Here is a 14,724-nt window from a genome sequence, read left to right as displayed (position 1 = left end):
GTCCGCGCGCCGGCACGGCCGGCGCGCGGAAGCGCAGTGCTCTCGACCCGCGGGGGTGCTACGGGCGGACGACGACGCCCTTGCCGACGACGGTGATGCCCGACTCGGTGACGGTGAACCCGCGCTCGCGGTCGTGGTCGTGGTCCACGCCGACACGGGCGCCGGGCTCGACGACGACGTCCTTGTCGAGGATAGCGCGGGCGACCACGGCGTCCGGGCCGATCCGGACCTTGTCGAAGACGACCGAGTCGGAGACCGTCGCGTTCGACTCGATGATCGCCCAGGGCCCGACGACGCTGCGCTCGATGTGGGCTCCGGAGATGACCGTGCCGAGCGAGACCACCGAGTCGACGGTCGTGCCGAGGTTGCCCTTGCCGTCGCGCACGATCTTCGCGGGCGGCGAGTTGAGCTGCGACGAGAAGATCGGCCACTGCTGGTTGTAGAGGTTGAAGACGGGCAGCGCCGAGATGAGGTCCTGGTGCGCCTCGAAGAACGAGTCGATCGTCCCCACGTCGCGCCAGTAGTAGCGGTCGCGATCGGTGGAGCCGGGGACCTCGTTGAGCTTGAGGTCGTAGACCCCCGCCTCGCCGCGCGCGACGAAGTCGGGGATGATGTCGCCGCCCATGTCGTGGTCGGAGGTGGAGAGCTCGCCGTCGCGGATGACCGCGTCGATCAGTGCGTCGGCGTCGAAGACGTAGTTGCCCATCGAGGCGAGGACCTCGTGCGGGGAGTCGGCGAGGCCGACCGCGTCCTTGGGCTTCTCGAGGAACTCGGCGATCTTGGTCGGGACGATGCCGTCGCCGGCCTCGTCGCCCGCGAGCTGGATGACGCCGAACTGGTCGGCGAGCTCGATCGGCTGGCGGATCGCCGCGACGGTCGCCTTAGCGCCCGACTTGATGTGCGCCTCGATCATCTGCGAGAAGTCCATGCGGTAGACGTGGTCCGCGCCGACCACGACGACGATGTCGGGCTTCTCGTCGCGGATCAGGTTGAGGCTCTGCAGGATCGCGTCGGCCGAGCCGCTGAACCAGCGCTTGCCGAGCCGCTGCTGCGCCGGGACGGACGCGACGTACGAGTTGAGCAGCCCCGAGAGCGTCCAGGTCTGCGAGACGTGGCGGTCGAGCGAGTGCGACTTGTACTGCGTCAGCACCACGATCTGAGTCAGACCCGAGTTGATGAGGTTGGACAGCGCGAAGTCGATCAGACGGTACTGCCCGCCGAACGGCACCGCGGGCTTGGCCCGGTCCGCCGTCAGGGGCATGAGCCGCTTGCCTTCGCCACCCGCGAGGACGATGCCGAAAATCTTCTTTGACTGCATGGCTCCACAGTAGGGGTTGGCGAAGGTCCGCGAACCCGCGCGGATGCGGCTGTCGCCGGGGGATCACGCTGTACTACGGTTCGGGGTGTGCGAGTCGATCTGCTGACCAAGGAATATCCGCCCGAGGTGTACGGGGGAGCCGGTGTGCACGTGGCCGAGCTCACCAAGGCCCTCCGCCACGACATCGAGGTCGTGGTGCGCTGCTTCGGCGCGCCGAGGGACGAGGAGGGTGCGTTCGCGTACCCGGTGCCGGCCGAGCTGGCGCAGGCCAACGGCGCGCTGCAGACCCTGGGCGTCGATCTCCAGATCGCCCAGGACGCGGCCGGAGCCGATCTCGTGCACTCGCACACCTGGTACGCCAACGCGGCCGGGCGCCTCGCGCAGCTGCTGCACGGCATCCCGCACGTCGTCTCGGCGCACAGCCTCGAGCCGCTGCGCCCGTGGAAGGCCGAGCAGCTCGGCGGCGGCTACCGCGTCTCGAGCTGGATCGAGCGCGAGGCGTACGAGAGCGCCGACGCGGTGATCGCGGTCTCCGGCGGGATGCGGAACGACATCCTCCGCTCGTACCCCGCTCTGGACCCGGCGAAGGTGCACGTCGTCTACAACGGCATCGACCTCGACGCGTGGCACCCGGTGGAGGACGAGGCCGTCCTCGCCGAGCTGGGTATCGACCCGTCGCGTCCGTCCGTCGTCTTCGTCGGCCGGATCACCCGGCAGAAGGGGCTGCCCTACCTGCTGCGCGCGGCCGCGATGCTGCCGCCGGAGGTGCAGCTCGTGCTCTGCGCCGGCGCCCCGGACACCCCCGAGATCATGGCCGAGGTCACCGCGCTCGTCCGGGGGCTGCAGCAGGAGCGCACCGGCGTCGTCTGGATCGACCGCCACCTGCCGCGCCACCAGCTCTCCGCGGTGCTGACCGCCGCGACCACGTTCGTCTGCCCGTCGATCTACGAGCCGCTGGGCATCGTGAACCTCGAGGCGATGGCGTGCGGTGCCGCGGTCGTCGGGACCGCGACCGGCGGCATCCCGGAGGTCGTCGTCGACGGCGTCACCGGGCGGCTCGTGCCGATCGAGCAGGTGACGGACGGCACCGGCACGCCGGTGGATCCGGAGCGCTACGTCGCCGATCTCGCGGCCGCGATGGCCGAGGTCGTCGCCGATCCGGCCGCCGCGAAGCGGATGGGCGAGGCCGGCCGCCTCCGGGCGCAGAGCGACTTCAGCTGGACGCAGATCGCCCGGGACACCCGTGCGATCTACGACTCGCTCGTCTGAGCCCGCCGCCCGCTCCCTTTAGACTGGTCCGCATGCCCAGCGTTGTCTCGTTCGTCGATGTGTCCTTCGTCCGGAACGGCAAGCGGATCCTCGACCACGTCGACTGGACCGTGTCCGAGGAGGAGCGCTGGGTGATCCTCGGCTCCAACGGAGCCGGGAAGACCTCGATCCTGCAGATCGCCGCGGCGCAGAACTATCCGTCGACCGGCTCGGCGCACCTGCTCGAGGAGACGCTCGGCCGCGTCGACGTCTTCGAGTTGCGCCCCCGGATCGGCTACGCCTCGACCGCGATGGCGCGCCGCCTGCCCGCGGGCGAGACGGTGCTCGACGTCGTGATGACCGCCGCGTACGCGGTCACCGGGCGCTGGAACGAGGGCTACGACGAGATCGACGAGCGCCGCGCGCGCCGCGTCCTCGTGGAGTGGAAGCTCGACCACCTCGCCGATCGGACCTTCGGCACCCTCTCGGACGGCGAGCAGAAGCGCGTCCAGATCGCCCGCGCGATCATGACCGACCCCGAGCTGCTGCTGCTCGACGAGCCGGCCGGCAGCCTCGACCTCGGCGCCCGCGAGGAGCTCGTGCAGCTGCTCGGCGGTTTCGCGCAGGACCCGGCCTCGCCCGCGATCGTGATGGTGACCCACCACGTCGAGGAGATCCCGGCCGGGTTCACGCACGCGCTGCTGCTGCGCGACGGCGCCGTCGTCGCCGCGGGCCCGCTGGCCGAGGCGCTCAACGAGGCGACCCTCGCGGACGCCTTCGGGCTCGACATCGCGCTGACGCACGAGAACGGGCGCTACTCGGCCCGCGCCCGCTGAGCACGGGCTCGCGCGACCGCGTGCCGCACCTCCCCGTGGCGGCGGCCGTCTGCTATTCTCGGTAGCTGGTTCGGGCCCGTTCGCGGTGCGCCCGCCACTCATCCACCCGCACCCGTCGACGACAGGCGCGGTTCAGGACCACAAGCGACAGGACACGATCATGCAGACCGACATCCACCCCAAGTACGAGGCCATCGTGTTCCGCGACCTCGCCTCCGGTGAGACCTTCCTCACCCGCTCGACGGCGACCAGCAGCAAGACGATCGAGCTCGACGGCGTCACGTACCCCGTCATCGACGTCGAGATCTCGTCCGCCTCGCACCCGTTCTACACGGGCAAGCAGCGCATCATGGACTCGGCCGGCCGCGTCGAGAAGTTCAACTCGCGCTACAAGAACTTCGGCAAGTAGGGTCCGGCCTCCCGCCTCCGAAGGGCCCTCGACCTCGCGGTCGGGGGCCCTTCGTCGTAGGCGCCAGCGCAGGGCGGGGAAGAGGCCGACGTCATCGGGGTGGGCGGGTCTCGACACGCCCCTGCGGGGCTACTCGACCAGCATGAGTGGCGATGGAGCTCGCGGAGCGAGTCCGCTTCCCTCTGCTGATCGGACGACCCGGCAGCCGGCCGCTTCCTGCTGATCGAGTAGCCCGCGGAGCGGGCGTATCGAGATCCACCACCGCCTGCACGGTGGTCGCCGGGTCTCGATACGCCGCTGCGCGGCTACTCGACCAGCATGAGTCGCGATGCAGTTCGCGGAGCGAGTCCTCTTCCTCTGCTGATCGGGCAGTCGGCCGGTTCAGTAGCGGTAGAAGCCCTCGCCCGTCGCGGTGCCGAGCTTGCCCTGGTCGAGGTACTCGGTCTTGAGGTGGGCGGCGAAGGCCTGGGAGGCCTCGTCGGGGGCGGCGACGGCGACGTGGTAGGCGGTGTTGAGGCCGATGACGTCGAAGATCTGTAAGGGGCCGAGCGGGGCGCCGGTGCCGATCCGCCAGGTCTTGTCGATGGTCTCGGGGTCGGCGTAGCCGCCCATCAGGAGGCCGCTCGCGGCGTTCAGCAGCGGCACCAGCAGCGAGTTGAGCAGGTAGCCGGCCTTCTCCTTCTGCAGGCGGATCGGCTCGAGACCGCTCTCGACCGCGAAGGCGACGACCGCGTCGACGACGGCCGGGTCGGTGTCGGCCGTGCCCATGATCTCGGCGGTGTTCTGCACCCAGACGTGGTTGGCGTAGTGCAGGGCGAGGAAGCGGTCGGGGCGGCCGGTCGACTCCTTCAGATCGCTGGGGAGCAGCGTCGAGGAGTTGGTCGCGAAGATCGTCCGCTCGGGGGCGACCGCGCCGAGGCGGCCGTAGAGCTCCTGCTTGAGCGCGAGGTCCTCGGGGACGGCCTCGATCACGAGGTCGGCGTCGGCGACGGCCTCGGCGAGGTCGGAGGTGAGGCGCAGCGACTCGAGGGCCGCGGCGGCGCCGCCGGAGATCCCTCCGGAGACCTGTGCCGACTCGTAGACGCCGGCGAGCCCGCGGAAGCGCTCGCGCGCGGCGTCGAGCACCTCGTCGGTGACGTCGTAGCTGGTGACGGCGAAGCCGTGGAAGGCGGCCTGGAACGCGATCTGGGAGCCGAGGACTCCGCTGCCGAGGACGGTGACCGTGCGGATGGTGGGCATGACTGCTCCTCGCCGGGGACTCGGGTGGTCCCGCTGTCCTCCGATCCCAGCGCAGCGCGAGGCAGCGGTCGAGCGGTTGCGCGCGAGGGCCGCCGCATGTCCTCGTGACGGGAGCGCGGGTTCCGGGCCCGTGACGCGGCGGGCCGAGAGGCGGTAGCGTCCGGGGATGGTGTCCTTCGCCGACAAGCCGATCCTGCCGCTCACGACGCCCGAGGAGTGGGACGCCTACCTCCGCGGTGAGCCGGACCCGGGCGGTGTGCGGTTGAAGCTGCGGAAGAAGGCGGCCGTCGACCCGGGCATCACCTACGCGGAGGCGCTCGACGTCGCGCTCTGCCACGGCTGGATCGACGGGCAGGCGGGCGCCTTCGACGAGCAGTTCAAGCTGCAGGCGTTCACACCGCGGCGCCGGGCGAGCCCGTGGTCGAAGGTGAACCGCGACCACGTGGCGCGGCTGCTCGAGGAGGGCCGGATGCTGCCGGCCGGGCTCGCCGAGGTGGAGCGAGCGCGGGCGGACGGACGCTGGGAGGCCGCCTACCGGCAGCGCGACGCGGAGGTGCCGGACGACTTCACGGCGGCACTGGCCGCGGATCCGGCGGCCGCCGCCTTCTTCGCGACGGTCGGCGGGCAGAAGCGCTTCGCGTTCCTGTTCCGGCTGTCGCAGCTCAAGCGGCCGGAGGCGCGGGAGCGGCGGATAGCGGAGTTCGTCGCGCTGCTCGCGGAGGGCCGCACGCTCACCTGAGCCGCGACGGCAGTGCCGAGAGGTCGCTACCGGACGCTCAGTGCCGGACGGGCCAGGCGCCGTCGGCGACGAAGCTCTCGTCGCGGACGCGGCGCATGTACTCCTGGAACGACTCGGCCTGGGTGCGGCACCAGTCGATCTGCAGGGCGTGCAGCGCCTCGGCACCGCCACCGAGCTCCTCGGCGAAGGCGCGGCCGAGGGCCTGGGCGACGCGGCCCGCAGCGATCGCGTCGGCGCCGGCGTCGTGCGCCTCGGTCAGCGGGACGCCGTAGTGCAGCGCGGCCTGGACCAGCGTGCGCTTGCCCTTGCGGTAGCGGTCGAGGGCCTTGTCGATGACCAGCGGGTCGATGACGGGACTCGGGTCGATCAGCACCGGGACGCCCCAGCGGCGCGCCTCGAAGGCGAGCAGCGAGAGGTCGTAGGGGGCGTTGTAGATGACGACGGGGATCCCGCGGGCCAGGAGCGAGCGGAGCGCCTCCGACACCTCGGCGACGACCTCGCCGGCGGGGCGGCCGTGCTCGCGGGCGTGCTCGGTGCTGATGCCGTGCACGGCGCTGGCGCCGGCCGGGATCTCGACGCCGGGATCCGCGAGCCAGGTGGTGCCCTCGACCGGGGTGCCGTCGGCGTCGATGAAGCCGACGTGCGCGGTGACGATGCGGCTGGTGCGGACGTCGATGCCGGTGGTCTCGAGGTCGAAGACGGCGAGACGGTCGTACCAGCGGGCGCCGTCGGATCCTTCCGACCTCTCCGACGAACCTGCGGACCCGCCGGTGGACCCGGCTTCGTCGAGGAGGCTCTCGTCGAAGAGCGTCGGTGCCTGGTTCGTCTCGGTGGTGCTCACGCCGACAGCCTAGGCGGGGCCTCCGACATCGTCGGGAGGCCCCGCGGCGTGCTGCGCGGTCGAGCGGGCGAAGCCCGGGTCAGCGGGTGAGTCCCTCGCGGGTCTGGCCCGCCTTCGCGACGTGCAGCCAGAAGAAGCCCTGGGTGCCGAGCGTCATCGTCAGCGAGCCGTCCTCGGAGAAGCCGGGGAAGCGGCCGCCGCCGAAGAGGTCGGTCAGCGTCGAGCCGGGGTTCTCGGGGTCGGTGATCGTCACCGAGACCGGGTTGTGGTTGAAGCTGAAGACGCAGAGCACCTCCTCCGGCTGGTCGCCCATCGCGGTGCCGGAGCCGGCGTAGTCGCGGACGAAGGCGAGCACCGACTCGTGGTCGGTCTCGAGGACGCGCATCGAGCCGAGGCCGAAGGCCGGGTGGCCGCGGCGCACGTGCAGGACGTTCCGCATCCAGTGCAGCAGCGAGCGCGACTGGGCGAGCTGCGCCTCCACATTGACCTGGTTGTAGTGGTAGACGAGCGACTGCACGATCGGCTGCACGAGCTTGCCCGGGTCGGCGGCCGAGAAGCCGGCGTTGCGGTCCGGGGTCCACTGCATCGGGGTGCGCGAGGCGTCGCGGTCGTTCAGCCAGATGTTGTCGCCCATCCCGATCTCGTCCCCGTAGTAGAGGAACGGGCTGCCGGCGAGCGAGAAGAGCAGGGCGTTGATCATCTCGAGCTCGGCGCGCGAGTTGTCGAGCAGCGGCGCCAGCCGGCGGCGGATGCCGATGTTGGAGCGCATCCGCGGGTCGTAGGCGTACCAGCCGTACATCGCCTGGCGGTACTCCTCGGAGACCATCTCGAGGGTGAGCTCGTCGTGGTTGCGCAGGAAGACGCCCCAGGCGGCGCCCGAGGGGATGTCGAAGGTCTCGGAGAGCACCTTCTTCAGCTCGTTCGCGGTCTGCGCGCGGAGGGAGTAGAAGATGCGCGGCATGACCGGGAAGTCGAAGGCCATGTGGCACTCCGGCTCCTCCTCCGTGCCGAAGAACGCGGCGACCTCGCGCGGCCACTGGTTCGCCTCGGCGATCAGGATGCGGCCGGGGTAGTCGCGGTCGACCATCGTGCGCAGGTTCTTGATGAAGTCGTGCGTGGGCGGCTCGCCCTCGCCGTTGCCCTCGTCGGACTCGTAGAGGTAGGGGATCGCGTCGAGCCGGATGCCGTCGACGCCCAGGTCGAGCCAGAACTTGACGACGTCATGGATCGCCTCGTGGACGGCCGGGTTCTCGAAGTTGAGGTCGGGCTGGTGCGAGAAGAAGCGGTGGAAGTAGAACTGGCGGCGCTCGGCGTCGAAGGCCCAGTTGGAGTCCTCGGTGTCGACGAAGATGATCCGGATGTCCGGGTACTTGTCGTCGGTGTCGTTCCAGACGTAGAAGTCGCCGTAGGGACCCTCGGGGTCGGAGCGCGACTGCTGGAACCACTCGTGCTGGTCGCTGGTGTGGTTGAGCGGGAAGTCCATCACGATGCGCATGTTGCGCTCGTGGGCCTTGCGGACCAGCTCGCGGAAGTCCTCCATGGTGCCGAACTCGGGGAGGATCGCCTTGAAGTCGGAGACGTCGTAGCCGCCGTCGCGCAGAGGCGACATGTAGAAGGGCGGCAGCCAGAGCGCGTCGATGCCGAGCCACTGCAGGTAGTCGAGCTTGGACGCCAGGCCGTTGATGTCGCCGGCGCCGTCTCCGTTCGAGTCGTAGTACGACCGGATCATGACCTCGTAGAACACGGCCCTGCGGTACCACTGCGGATCGAGGGCGAGCCCGGGGAGTTGGATCGGGGACGTGAAGCTCACGGTGCTCCTTCTGCTGCTGCCTGAGCGGATGACCGGCGCCGCGCCGGGATCGGAGCGGAGGACGGGGGACGGGCGGTGCGTCGCGTGCGGACGCGCCTTCATGCTTGCGGCTCGGATCGAGGGCCCGCAAGGCGTTGCGGCGGGAAGTTCGACGGGCTTTCCCTACGATGGGGACCGTCATGACCATAGCCTCCCCCTACGCCGCCGACCTCGGGCGACTCGCCATCAGCGAGAGCGCCGTCGACGTCGCCGGGGCCACCACCGCCTACTGGAGCTACGGCGACCCCGACGCCGGGACCGTGCTGGTCCTGGTGCACGGATTCCGCGGCGAGCACCACGGGCTGGAGCCGGTGATCGCGCGGCTGCTCGCGGGCGGCGCGGACGCCCGCGTCATCGCGCCCGACCTGCCCGGCTTCGGCGCGTCGCCGCCGATGACGGCGCACGCGCACGACGTCGACGGCTACGCGGCCTGGCTCGGCGAGTTCCTGGACGCGCTCGGGCTGCGCGGGAGCGCGGTCGTGCTCGGGCACTCGTTCGGCTCGATCGTCTCCGCGGCGGCCGTCGCGGGCGGGCTGGAGACTCCGCTGCTGGTGCTCGTCAATCCGATCGCCGCGCCCGCCCTCGCGGGGCCCCGTGGCGTGCTGACCCGGCTGGCGGTGCTCTACTACCGCCTCGGCGCGGTGCTGCCCCGCCCGCTCGGGCTGCGCCTGCTCGGCGATCCGCTGATCGTGCGGGTGATGAGCCTCGCGATGGTGAAGACCAAGGACGGGCCGCTGCGCCGCTTCGTGCACGACCAGCACGACCGCTACTTCAGCGCCTTCGCCTCGCGCGACACGGTGCTGGAGGCGTTCTGCGCCTCGGTCTCGCACGACGTCAGCGAGTACGCCGCGCGGATCGCGGTGCCGACGCTGCTGATCGCCGCGGCGCAGGACGACATCACGCCGCTCGCCGCCCAGTACCGCCTGCTCGAGGCGCTGCCGCACGCCCGCCTGCACGTGATCGACGGGGTCGGGCACCTCATCCACTACGAGACGCCGGACGAGGCGGCCGCCGTCCTCCGCGCGGCCCTGGACGAGGGGATCGACCGATGAGGATCGTCGTCGACTGCCGGTACACCCGGCTCGAGCGCCACGACGGCATCAGCCGCTACACCGCGGAGATCGTGGCCGAGCTGGCGAAGCTGCACGACGTGACGATGCTGATCAGCGACCGCCGGCAGCGGGCGATGCTGCCGGATCTGCCGTGGGAGAAGGTCACCTCGCCGACCGGACCGTTCGAGCCGTTCGTGGCGCTGCTGGTGAACCGGCTGCGGCCCGACGTCGTCTTCTCGCCGATGCAGACGATGGGCTCGCTCGGGCGGCGCTACAAGCTCGTGCTCACGGTGCACGACCTGATCTACTACCGCCACCGCACGCCGCCGCGCGATCTTCCGCTGCCGGTGCGCGGGCTCTGGCGGCTCTACCACCTGGCCTGGTGGCCGCAGCGGCGCCTGCTGCAGCGCGCCGACGCGATCGTGACGGTGTCCGAGACGACCCGCGGGCTGCTCCGCACGCACCGGCTGACGACCCGGCCGGTCGTCGTGGTGCCGAACGCGGCGACCGCTCCGGACGAGGCGAGCGCGGCCCTCGCGGCGGCGCTGCCGGACCGCTCGGACGCGCGCTCGCTCGTCTACATGGGCTCGTTCATGCCCTACAAGAACGTGGAGTCGCTGGCGCGGGCGATGCGGCTGCTGCCCGACTACGAGCTGCACCTGATGAGCCGGGCGAGCGACGAGACGGTGGAGACCCTCCGCTCGCTCGCGCCGACGGCGAAGCTGATCTTCCACCAGGGGGCGGACGACGCCTCCTACGGCGAGGCGCTCGCGCGTGCCACGGCACTGGTGACCGCGAGCCGGGACGAGGGCTTCGGCATCCCGCTGGTCGAGGCGATGGCGCTCGGCACCCCGGTCGTCGTCAGCGACATCCCGATCTTCCGCGAGATCGGCGGTGACGCGGCCGTCTACGTGGATCCCTCGAGCGCGAAGGGGATCGCCGAGGGCGTGCGCTCGCTCGAGGACCCGGAGCGCTGGCGGGAGCTGTCGGCGAAGGCGCGGGAGCGGGCGGCGGCGTACTCGTGGCGCGACTCCGCGCGGGTGCTGCTGGAGCTGCTGACGAGCGTCGGGCGCTGAGCGGCGCCGGGCCGGGCGTCAGGCGGAGGCGCTCGGGCTGAGCACGTCGTCCAGGTCGGACTGCAGATCGGCGTCGACGACGACGACGTCGCCGGAGTCGTCGACCGCGACGATCTGCAGGGAGCCGTCGACGATCGCGAAGTCGTGCCGCGAGCCGTTGCCGACCGTGGTGCCCTGGGCCGGCAGCTCGTCCTCGCTGAGGGCGCGGAGCAGGCTGCCGATGACGGCGCCGTGCGTCGCGACGATCACGCGCTGCTCCGGGAAGCGCTCGGCGATCTCGAGCAGCGCGGCGGTGGCGCGCTCGACGACCTGGGCGCGGGTCTCGCAGCCGGGGATGCGGGCGCCCTCGATGCCGCCGGGGAAGAGCTCGCGGAGCTCGTCGCCGGTCATGCCCTCCGCCTCGCCGTAGGCGCGCTCGGCGACGCCCTCGACGACCTCGGGCTCGGGCAGGCCGAGACCACGGGCGATGATCGCCCCGGTCTCGTGCGCGCGCTGCAGCGGGCTGGCGACTACGACGTCCCAGTCGCGCTCGCGCAGCAGCCGGGCGGCGGCCCGGGCCTGCGAGCGGCCGGTGTCGTTCAGCGGGATGTCGCTCGCGCCCTGGATGCGGCGGGCGGCGTTCCAGTCGGTCTGGCCGTGCCGGACGAGGGTGAGCTGGGTCACGAGGGCCTCTCGGGTGGTGGGGGAGCGGTGGGTCAGCGCGACGGGAGGCGCTCGGCGAGGGCGCGGAGGACCTCGCTCGTGCCGCCGTCGATCTTGATGCCGGCCCGCGAGTCGCCCTTGGTGGTGCCGCGGTTGACGATGACGATCGGCATCTTCGCGCGCCGGGCGATCTCGAGGAAGCGGATGCCGGAGTTGACGACGAGGGACGAGCCGGCCACGAGCAGCGCGTCGGCGCCCGCGACGATGGCGCGCGCCTCCTCGAACCGCTCGGTCGGGATGAACTCGCCGAAGAAGACGATGTCGGGCTTGAGGATCCCGCCGCAGACCGTGCACTCCGGGACGGTCATCGCCGAGACGTCGTGCACCTCGGCGTCGCCGTCGGGGTTGAGCGAGGAGATGTCGGGGTCGTCGAGCCAGGGGTTGAGCGCCTCGATGCGCTCGGCGATCGCGTCGCGGGCGAAGTACTGGCCGCAGGTCATGCAGCGGACGCGGTCGGCGGAGCCGTGCAGGTCGACGACGCGCTGCGAGCCGGCGCGCACGTGCAGGCCGTCCACGTTCTGGGTGACGACACCGGTGAGCAAGCCGCGCTCCTCGAGCCGCGCGAGGGCGCGGTGGCCGTCGTTCGGCAGCGTGGCGGTGAAGCGGCGCCAGCCGAGCTGGCTGCCGGCCCAGTAGCGGCGGCGGTAGTCGGGGTCGGCGACGAACTGGGAGTAGGTCATCGGGCTGCGGACGGGGGCTCCCGCGCCGCGGTAGTCGGGGATGCCGGAGTCGGTGCTCACGCCCGCGCCGGTGACGGCGGCGATGCGGCGGCCGGCCAGGAGCTCGACGGTGCGATCGAGGGCGGCGGAGCGCTGCTCATCGGCCCGCTGCAGATCGGCCCGCTGCAGATCGGCCCGCTGCAGGTCGGCCCGCTGCTCGTCGGCCTGATCGGCACTGCTGCCGTCGGCGATCGGTGTCGGACCCGACTCCATCCACGCCTCCCTCGGACACCCGCGCACGCGGGCACTCCATCGGCCAGTTTAGACCGCGCCGTGCCCTAGGGTTCCGGGATGCCGATCGTGCACATCGAGGACCTCGACCACCCGCTCCTGGCCGACTACCACCGCCTGACCGACGTGGCGCTGCGCCGGGTGCTCGAGCCCGAGGGCGGCCTCTACATCGCGGAGTCGTCGAAGGTGATCGTCCGCGCGCTCGACGCCGGGCACGTGCCGAAGTCGGTGCTGGTGCAGGAGAAGCGGCTGCCGGACGCGGCGGAGGTGCTCGAGCGCTTCCCGGACGTGCCGGTGTTCGTCGGGCCGGACGCGATGATCGAGGAGCTGACCGGGTTCCACCTGCACCGTGGGGCGCTCGCGTCGATGCGGCGTCCGGAGCTGCCGTCGATGGCGTCGCTGCTCGAGGACGCGCGGCTCGTCGTCATCCTCGAGGACCTCGTCGACCACACCAACGTCGGCGCCGTCTTCCGCGCGGCGGCCGGGATGGGGGCGGATGCGGTGCTGGTGAGCCCGCGCTGCGCGGACCCGCTCTACCGGCGGAGCGTGCGGGTGAGCATGGGCACGGTGCTGCAGGTGCCGTGGACGCGGATCCCGGAGTGGGGGCCGGCGCGGGCCGAGCTGCTCGCCGCGGGGTTCTCGGTCGCCGCCCTGGCGCTCGCGCCCGACGCGGTGCCGCTGGACGAGTACGCGGCCGACCGGCCCGAGCGCGTCGCGATCGTGCTGGGCGCCGAGGGCGACGGGCTGAGCCGGGCGGCGCTCGACGCGGCCGACACCGTGGTGACCATCCCGATGCTGCACGGGGTCGACTCGCTGAACGTGGCCTCGGCGAGCGCCGTCGCGCTCTGGGCGCTGACGCGGGGTCGCTGAGCCGACTGCGCTGAGCCGTCTGCTCCGGACAGGCGGCGCGGAACGGCGGGCGGCCGCCCCGCGCCGCCTCCGCGGTGTCCGGCGGGGGTCCGCCTACGATGACCGGGTGACTTCTCCGACGCGCCCCGACCGCTCGCCGATCGACGTCGTGGGCAGCGTCACGCCTGCGCCCGCGCCCGAGGCACCCCGGCGCCGCCGCCCGCGTCCGCTCGCGGTCATCGGCGTCGTTCTGGCGGCCGTGCTCATCAGCGCGAGCGGTGCCTACGCCGCGAACGCGGCAGGGGCCGAGCTGCCGGTCGCGACGGCCGTCGTGCAGGAGACGCCGCCCACGGTGATCGACGCGCCCGCGGTCGCGTGGCCGTCGTACGGCGCCGGGGCGATCTCGGCGGTGGGCGTGCAGGGGCCGGCGGACGGCGGGATGCTCTCCACCTACGGCTCGACCGGGCAGCTGCCGATCGGCAGCATCGCGAAGGTGGTGACGGCGCTGGTGGTGCTGTCGGCGAAGCCGATCGCGGAGGGGACCGACGGCGAGACGATCGCGTTCACGAGCACGGACGTCGGCTACTACAACGACTCCGTCGCCGAGAACGGCTCGGTCGCGCCGGTCTCGGCCGGGCTGGAGCTCACGGAGCGCGAGGCGCTGACCGTGCTGATGCTGCCCTCGGCCAACAACTACGCGAAGTCGCTCGCCGTCTGGGCCTTCGGCTCGGAGGAGGGCTACCTCGCCGCCGCCCGCACCTGGCTGGACGAGCGCGGACTCACCGGCACCGTAGTGGCGGACACCAGCGGGCTGTCGCCGGCGACCGTCAGCACGACCCTCGAGATGGTGGTGCTCGGCGAGCTGCTGATCGGCGATCCGGTGCTCGCGCCGATCGTCGCCCTGCCGTCCGCGGTGATCCCGGGAGTGGGGACCGTCGAGAACACCAACAAGCTGCTCGGGCAGGCCGGGGTGGACGGGATCAAGACGGGCACGACCGACGAGGCCGGCGCGTGCCTGCTGTTCTCGCTCGACACCACGGTCGAGGGACGGCCGGTCACGATGGTCGGCGTCGTGGTGGGGGCGCGGACGCATCCGCAGCTCGCGTCGGACGTCCTGACGCTGATCCCGACCGTCGAGGCGGGCTTCCGGACGGTGACGCTGACCGAGGAGGGGCAGGACTTCGGCAGCTACACCAGCGCCTGGGGCGAGTCGGCGGTGGCGGAGAGCAGCGAGGCGCAGTCGCTCCTGGTCTGGGGCGCGACCACGGTCACCACGAGCGTGTCGCTCGATCCGGTGGAGGTCGTCGCGGACGGGCAGGAGGTCGGGACCGTGAACGTCGCCGTCAACGGGCAGGCGTACCCGGTGCCGCTCGTCGCGGACGGGACGATCGAGGACCCGGGGTTCGGCTGGCGCGTGACGAATCCGGGCGAGCTCTTCGGCTAGGCGGGTCCCGAGACGCCGCTTCCCTCGACCAGCAGGGATGAGGAGCGCGTCTGCGACGCGCGCAGTTTCCATGCTGATCGAGTAGCCCTCGGAGAGGGCGTATCGAGCGGAGGGGGCGCCTTCGGCGCCAGTGCAGGGCGGGGAAAGGATCTTGTGGCTGGCTCGTTGTGGT

14 protein-coding genes are annotated in these 14,724 nt (G+C 71.9%); 8 read left to right on the top strand and 6 right to left on the bottom strand.

What is annotated here, in order from left to right:
• Positions 1-58: 58 nt before the first annotated feature.
• Positions 59-1,318, bottom strand: coding sequence for a glucose-1-phosphate adenylyltransferase (locus MT351_RS19070; RefSeq protein WP_132436236.1), 1,260 nt, complete (start codon positions 1,316-1,318; stop codon positions 59-61).
• Between the two features lie 87 nt (positions 1,319-1,405).
• On the opposite strand from MT351_RS19070, the gene glgA reads away from it, so the two are divergent.
• The 3 genes from glgA to MT351_RS19055 all read left to right on the top strand — a co-directional run bounded on the left by glgA (position 1,406) and on the right by MT351_RS19055 (position 3,811).
• Complete coding sequence (gene glgA, locus MT351_RS19065) at positions 1,406-2,587, top strand: glycogen synthase (protein ID WP_123733099.1); 1,182 nt, start codon at positions 1,406-1,408, stop codon at positions 2,585-2,587.
• A 32-nt stretch (positions 2,588-2,619) separates the two neighbouring features.
• Positions 2,620-3,402 carry an ABC transporter ATP-binding protein gene (locus MT351_RS19060; protein ID WP_132436235.1) on the top strand — a complete coding sequence of 261 codons (783 nt, stop codon included), beginning with the start codon at positions 2,620-2,622 and terminating at the stop codon, positions 3,400-3,402.
• Positions 3,403-3,562: 160 nt separating this feature from the next.
• Positions 3,563-3,811, top strand: a complete 249-nt coding sequence (locus MT351_RS19055; RefSeq protein ID WP_123446296.1) for a type B 50S ribosomal protein L31 — start codon at positions 3,563-3,565, stop codon at positions 3,809-3,811.
• Between the two features lie 381 nt (positions 3,812-4,192).
• Here MT351_RS19055 and MT351_RS19050 read toward each other — a convergent pair whose 3' ends face one another.
• A complete protein-coding gene (locus MT351_RS19050) occupies positions 4,193-5,050 on the bottom strand; it encodes a 3-hydroxyacyl-CoA dehydrogenase (protein ID WP_243582969.1) in 858 nt (285 codons plus the stop codon).
• A 166-nt stretch (positions 5,051-5,216) separates the two neighbouring features.
• Between MT351_RS19050 and MT351_RS19045 the strand changes: the two genes are divergently transcribed.
• Positions 5,217-5,789: a YdeI family protein gene (locus tag MT351_RS19045; protein WP_132436233.1), complete on the top strand. Its 573-nt coding sequence runs from the start codon at positions 5,217-5,219 to the stop codon at positions 5,787-5,789.
• Between the two features lie 37 nt (positions 5,790-5,826).
• Here MT351_RS19045 and MT351_RS19040 read toward each other — a convergent pair whose 3' ends face one another.
• Together MT351_RS19040 and treS are read right to left on the bottom strand one after the other, a co-directional pair.
• Positions 5,827-6,630 (bottom strand): 3'-5' exonuclease, encoded by an 804-nt coding sequence (locus tag MT351_RS19040; protein WP_132436232.1) that lies wholly within the window; start codon positions 6,628-6,630, stop codon positions 5,827-5,829.
• Positions 6,631-6,709: 79 nt separating this feature from the next.
• Entirely contained in the window at positions 6,710-8,440 is a 1,731-nt protein-coding gene (gene treS, locus MT351_RS19035; RefSeq protein WP_243582968.1) for a maltose alpha-D-glucosyltransferase, read from the bottom strand.
• A gap of 179 nt (positions 8,441-8,619) precedes the next feature.
• Here treS and MT351_RS19030 point away from each other — a divergent pair, with 179 nt between their 5' ends.
• Both MT351_RS19030 and MT351_RS19025 read left to right on the top strand, forming a co-directional pair.
• Positions 8,620-9,531 carry an alpha/beta fold hydrolase gene (locus MT351_RS19030; protein WP_132436231.1) on the top strand — a complete coding sequence of 304 codons (912 nt, stop codon included), beginning with the start codon at positions 8,620-8,622 and terminating at the stop codon, positions 9,529-9,531.
• The gene (locus MT351_RS19025) at positions 9,528-10,607 is read left to right on the top strand and encodes a glycosyltransferase family 1 protein (protein WP_132436230.1); all 1,080 of its coding nucleotides are present in this window, start codon (positions 9,528-9,530) and stop codon (positions 10,605-10,607) included. The genes MT351_RS19030 and MT351_RS19025 overlap by 4 nt, the downstream gene beginning before the upstream one ends.
• Positions 10,608-10,625: 18 nt before the next feature.
• Here the strand turns inward: MT351_RS19025 and MT351_RS19020 are convergent, their stop codons facing one another.
• The gene (locus MT351_RS19020) at positions 10,626-11,270 is read right to left on the bottom strand and encodes a histidine phosphatase family protein (protein ID WP_165909054.1); all 645 of its coding nucleotides are present in this window, start codon (positions 11,268-11,270) and stop codon (positions 10,626-10,628) included.
• Positions 11,271-11,302: 32 nt separating this feature from the next.
• Entirely contained in the window at positions 11,303-12,241 is a 939-nt protein-coding gene (locus MT351_RS19015) for a Sir2 family NAD-dependent protein deacetylase (protein ID WP_132436228.1), read from the bottom strand.
• A 78-nt stretch (positions 12,242-12,319) separates the two neighbouring features.
• Between MT351_RS19015 and MT351_RS19010 the strand changes: the two genes are divergently transcribed.
• Positions 12,320-13,129, top strand: coding sequence for an RNA methyltransferase (locus MT351_RS19010; protein WP_132436227.1), 810 nt, complete (start codon positions 12,320-12,322; stop codon positions 13,127-13,129).
• 106 nt (positions 13,130-13,235) lie between these two features.
• The gene (locus MT351_RS19005) at positions 13,236-14,552 is read left to right on the top strand and encodes a D-alanyl-D-alanine carboxypeptidase family protein (RefSeq protein ID WP_243582967.1); all 1,317 of its coding nucleotides are present in this window, start codon (positions 13,236-13,238) and stop codon (positions 14,550-14,552) included.
• The last annotated feature ends 172 nt before the right edge of the window (positions 14,553-14,724 follow it).

Source organism: Rathayibacter sp. VKM Ac-2926 (assembly GCF_022815565.1).
Classification (GTDB): Bacteria; Actinomycetota; Actinomycetes; order Actinomycetales; family Microbacteriaceae; genus Rathayibacter; species Rathayibacter festucae.
This window is presented reverse-complemented; position numbering and strand designations above follow the sequence as displayed.

What these genes read in the sequence shown, in the direction of transcription:
- MT351_RS19055 (WP_123446296.1), top strand. Translation starts at nt 3,563, where the DNA reads ATGCAGACCGACATCCACCCCAAGTACGAGGCCATCGTGTTCCGCGAC.
- MT351_RS19015 (WP_132436228.1), bottom strand. Translation starts at nt 12,241, where the DNA reads ATGGAGTCGGGTCCGACACCGATCGCCGACGGCAGCAGTGCCGATCAG.
- MT351_RS19070 (WP_132436236.1), bottom strand. Translation starts at nt 1,318, where the DNA reads ATGCAGTCAAAGAAGATTTTCGGCATCGTCCTCGCGGGTGGCGAAGGC.
- MT351_RS19010 (WP_132436227.1), top strand. Translation starts at nt 12,320, where the DNA reads ATGCCGATCGTGCACATCGAGGACCTCGACCACCCGCTCCTGGCCGAC.
- MT351_RS19060 (WP_132436235.1), top strand. Translation starts at nt 2,620, where the DNA reads ATGCCCAGCGTTGTCTCGTTCGTCGATGTGTCCTTCGTCCGGAACGGC.
- MT351_RS19045 (WP_132436233.1), top strand. Translation starts at nt 5,217, where the DNA reads ATGGTGTCCTTCGCCGACAAGCCGATCCTGCCGCTCACGACGCCCGAG.
- MT351_RS19030 (WP_132436231.1), top strand. Translation starts at nt 8,620, where the DNA reads ATGACCATAGCCTCCCCCTACGCCGCCGACCTCGGGCGACTCGCCATC.
- MT351_RS19025 (WP_132436230.1), top strand. Translation starts at nt 9,528, where the DNA reads ATGAGGATCGTCGTCGACTGCCGGTACACCCGGCTCGAGCGCCACGAC.
- MT351_RS19050 (WP_243582969.1), bottom strand. Translation starts at nt 5,050, where the DNA reads ATGCCCACCATCCGCACGGTCACCGTCCTCGGCAGCGGAGTCCTCGGC.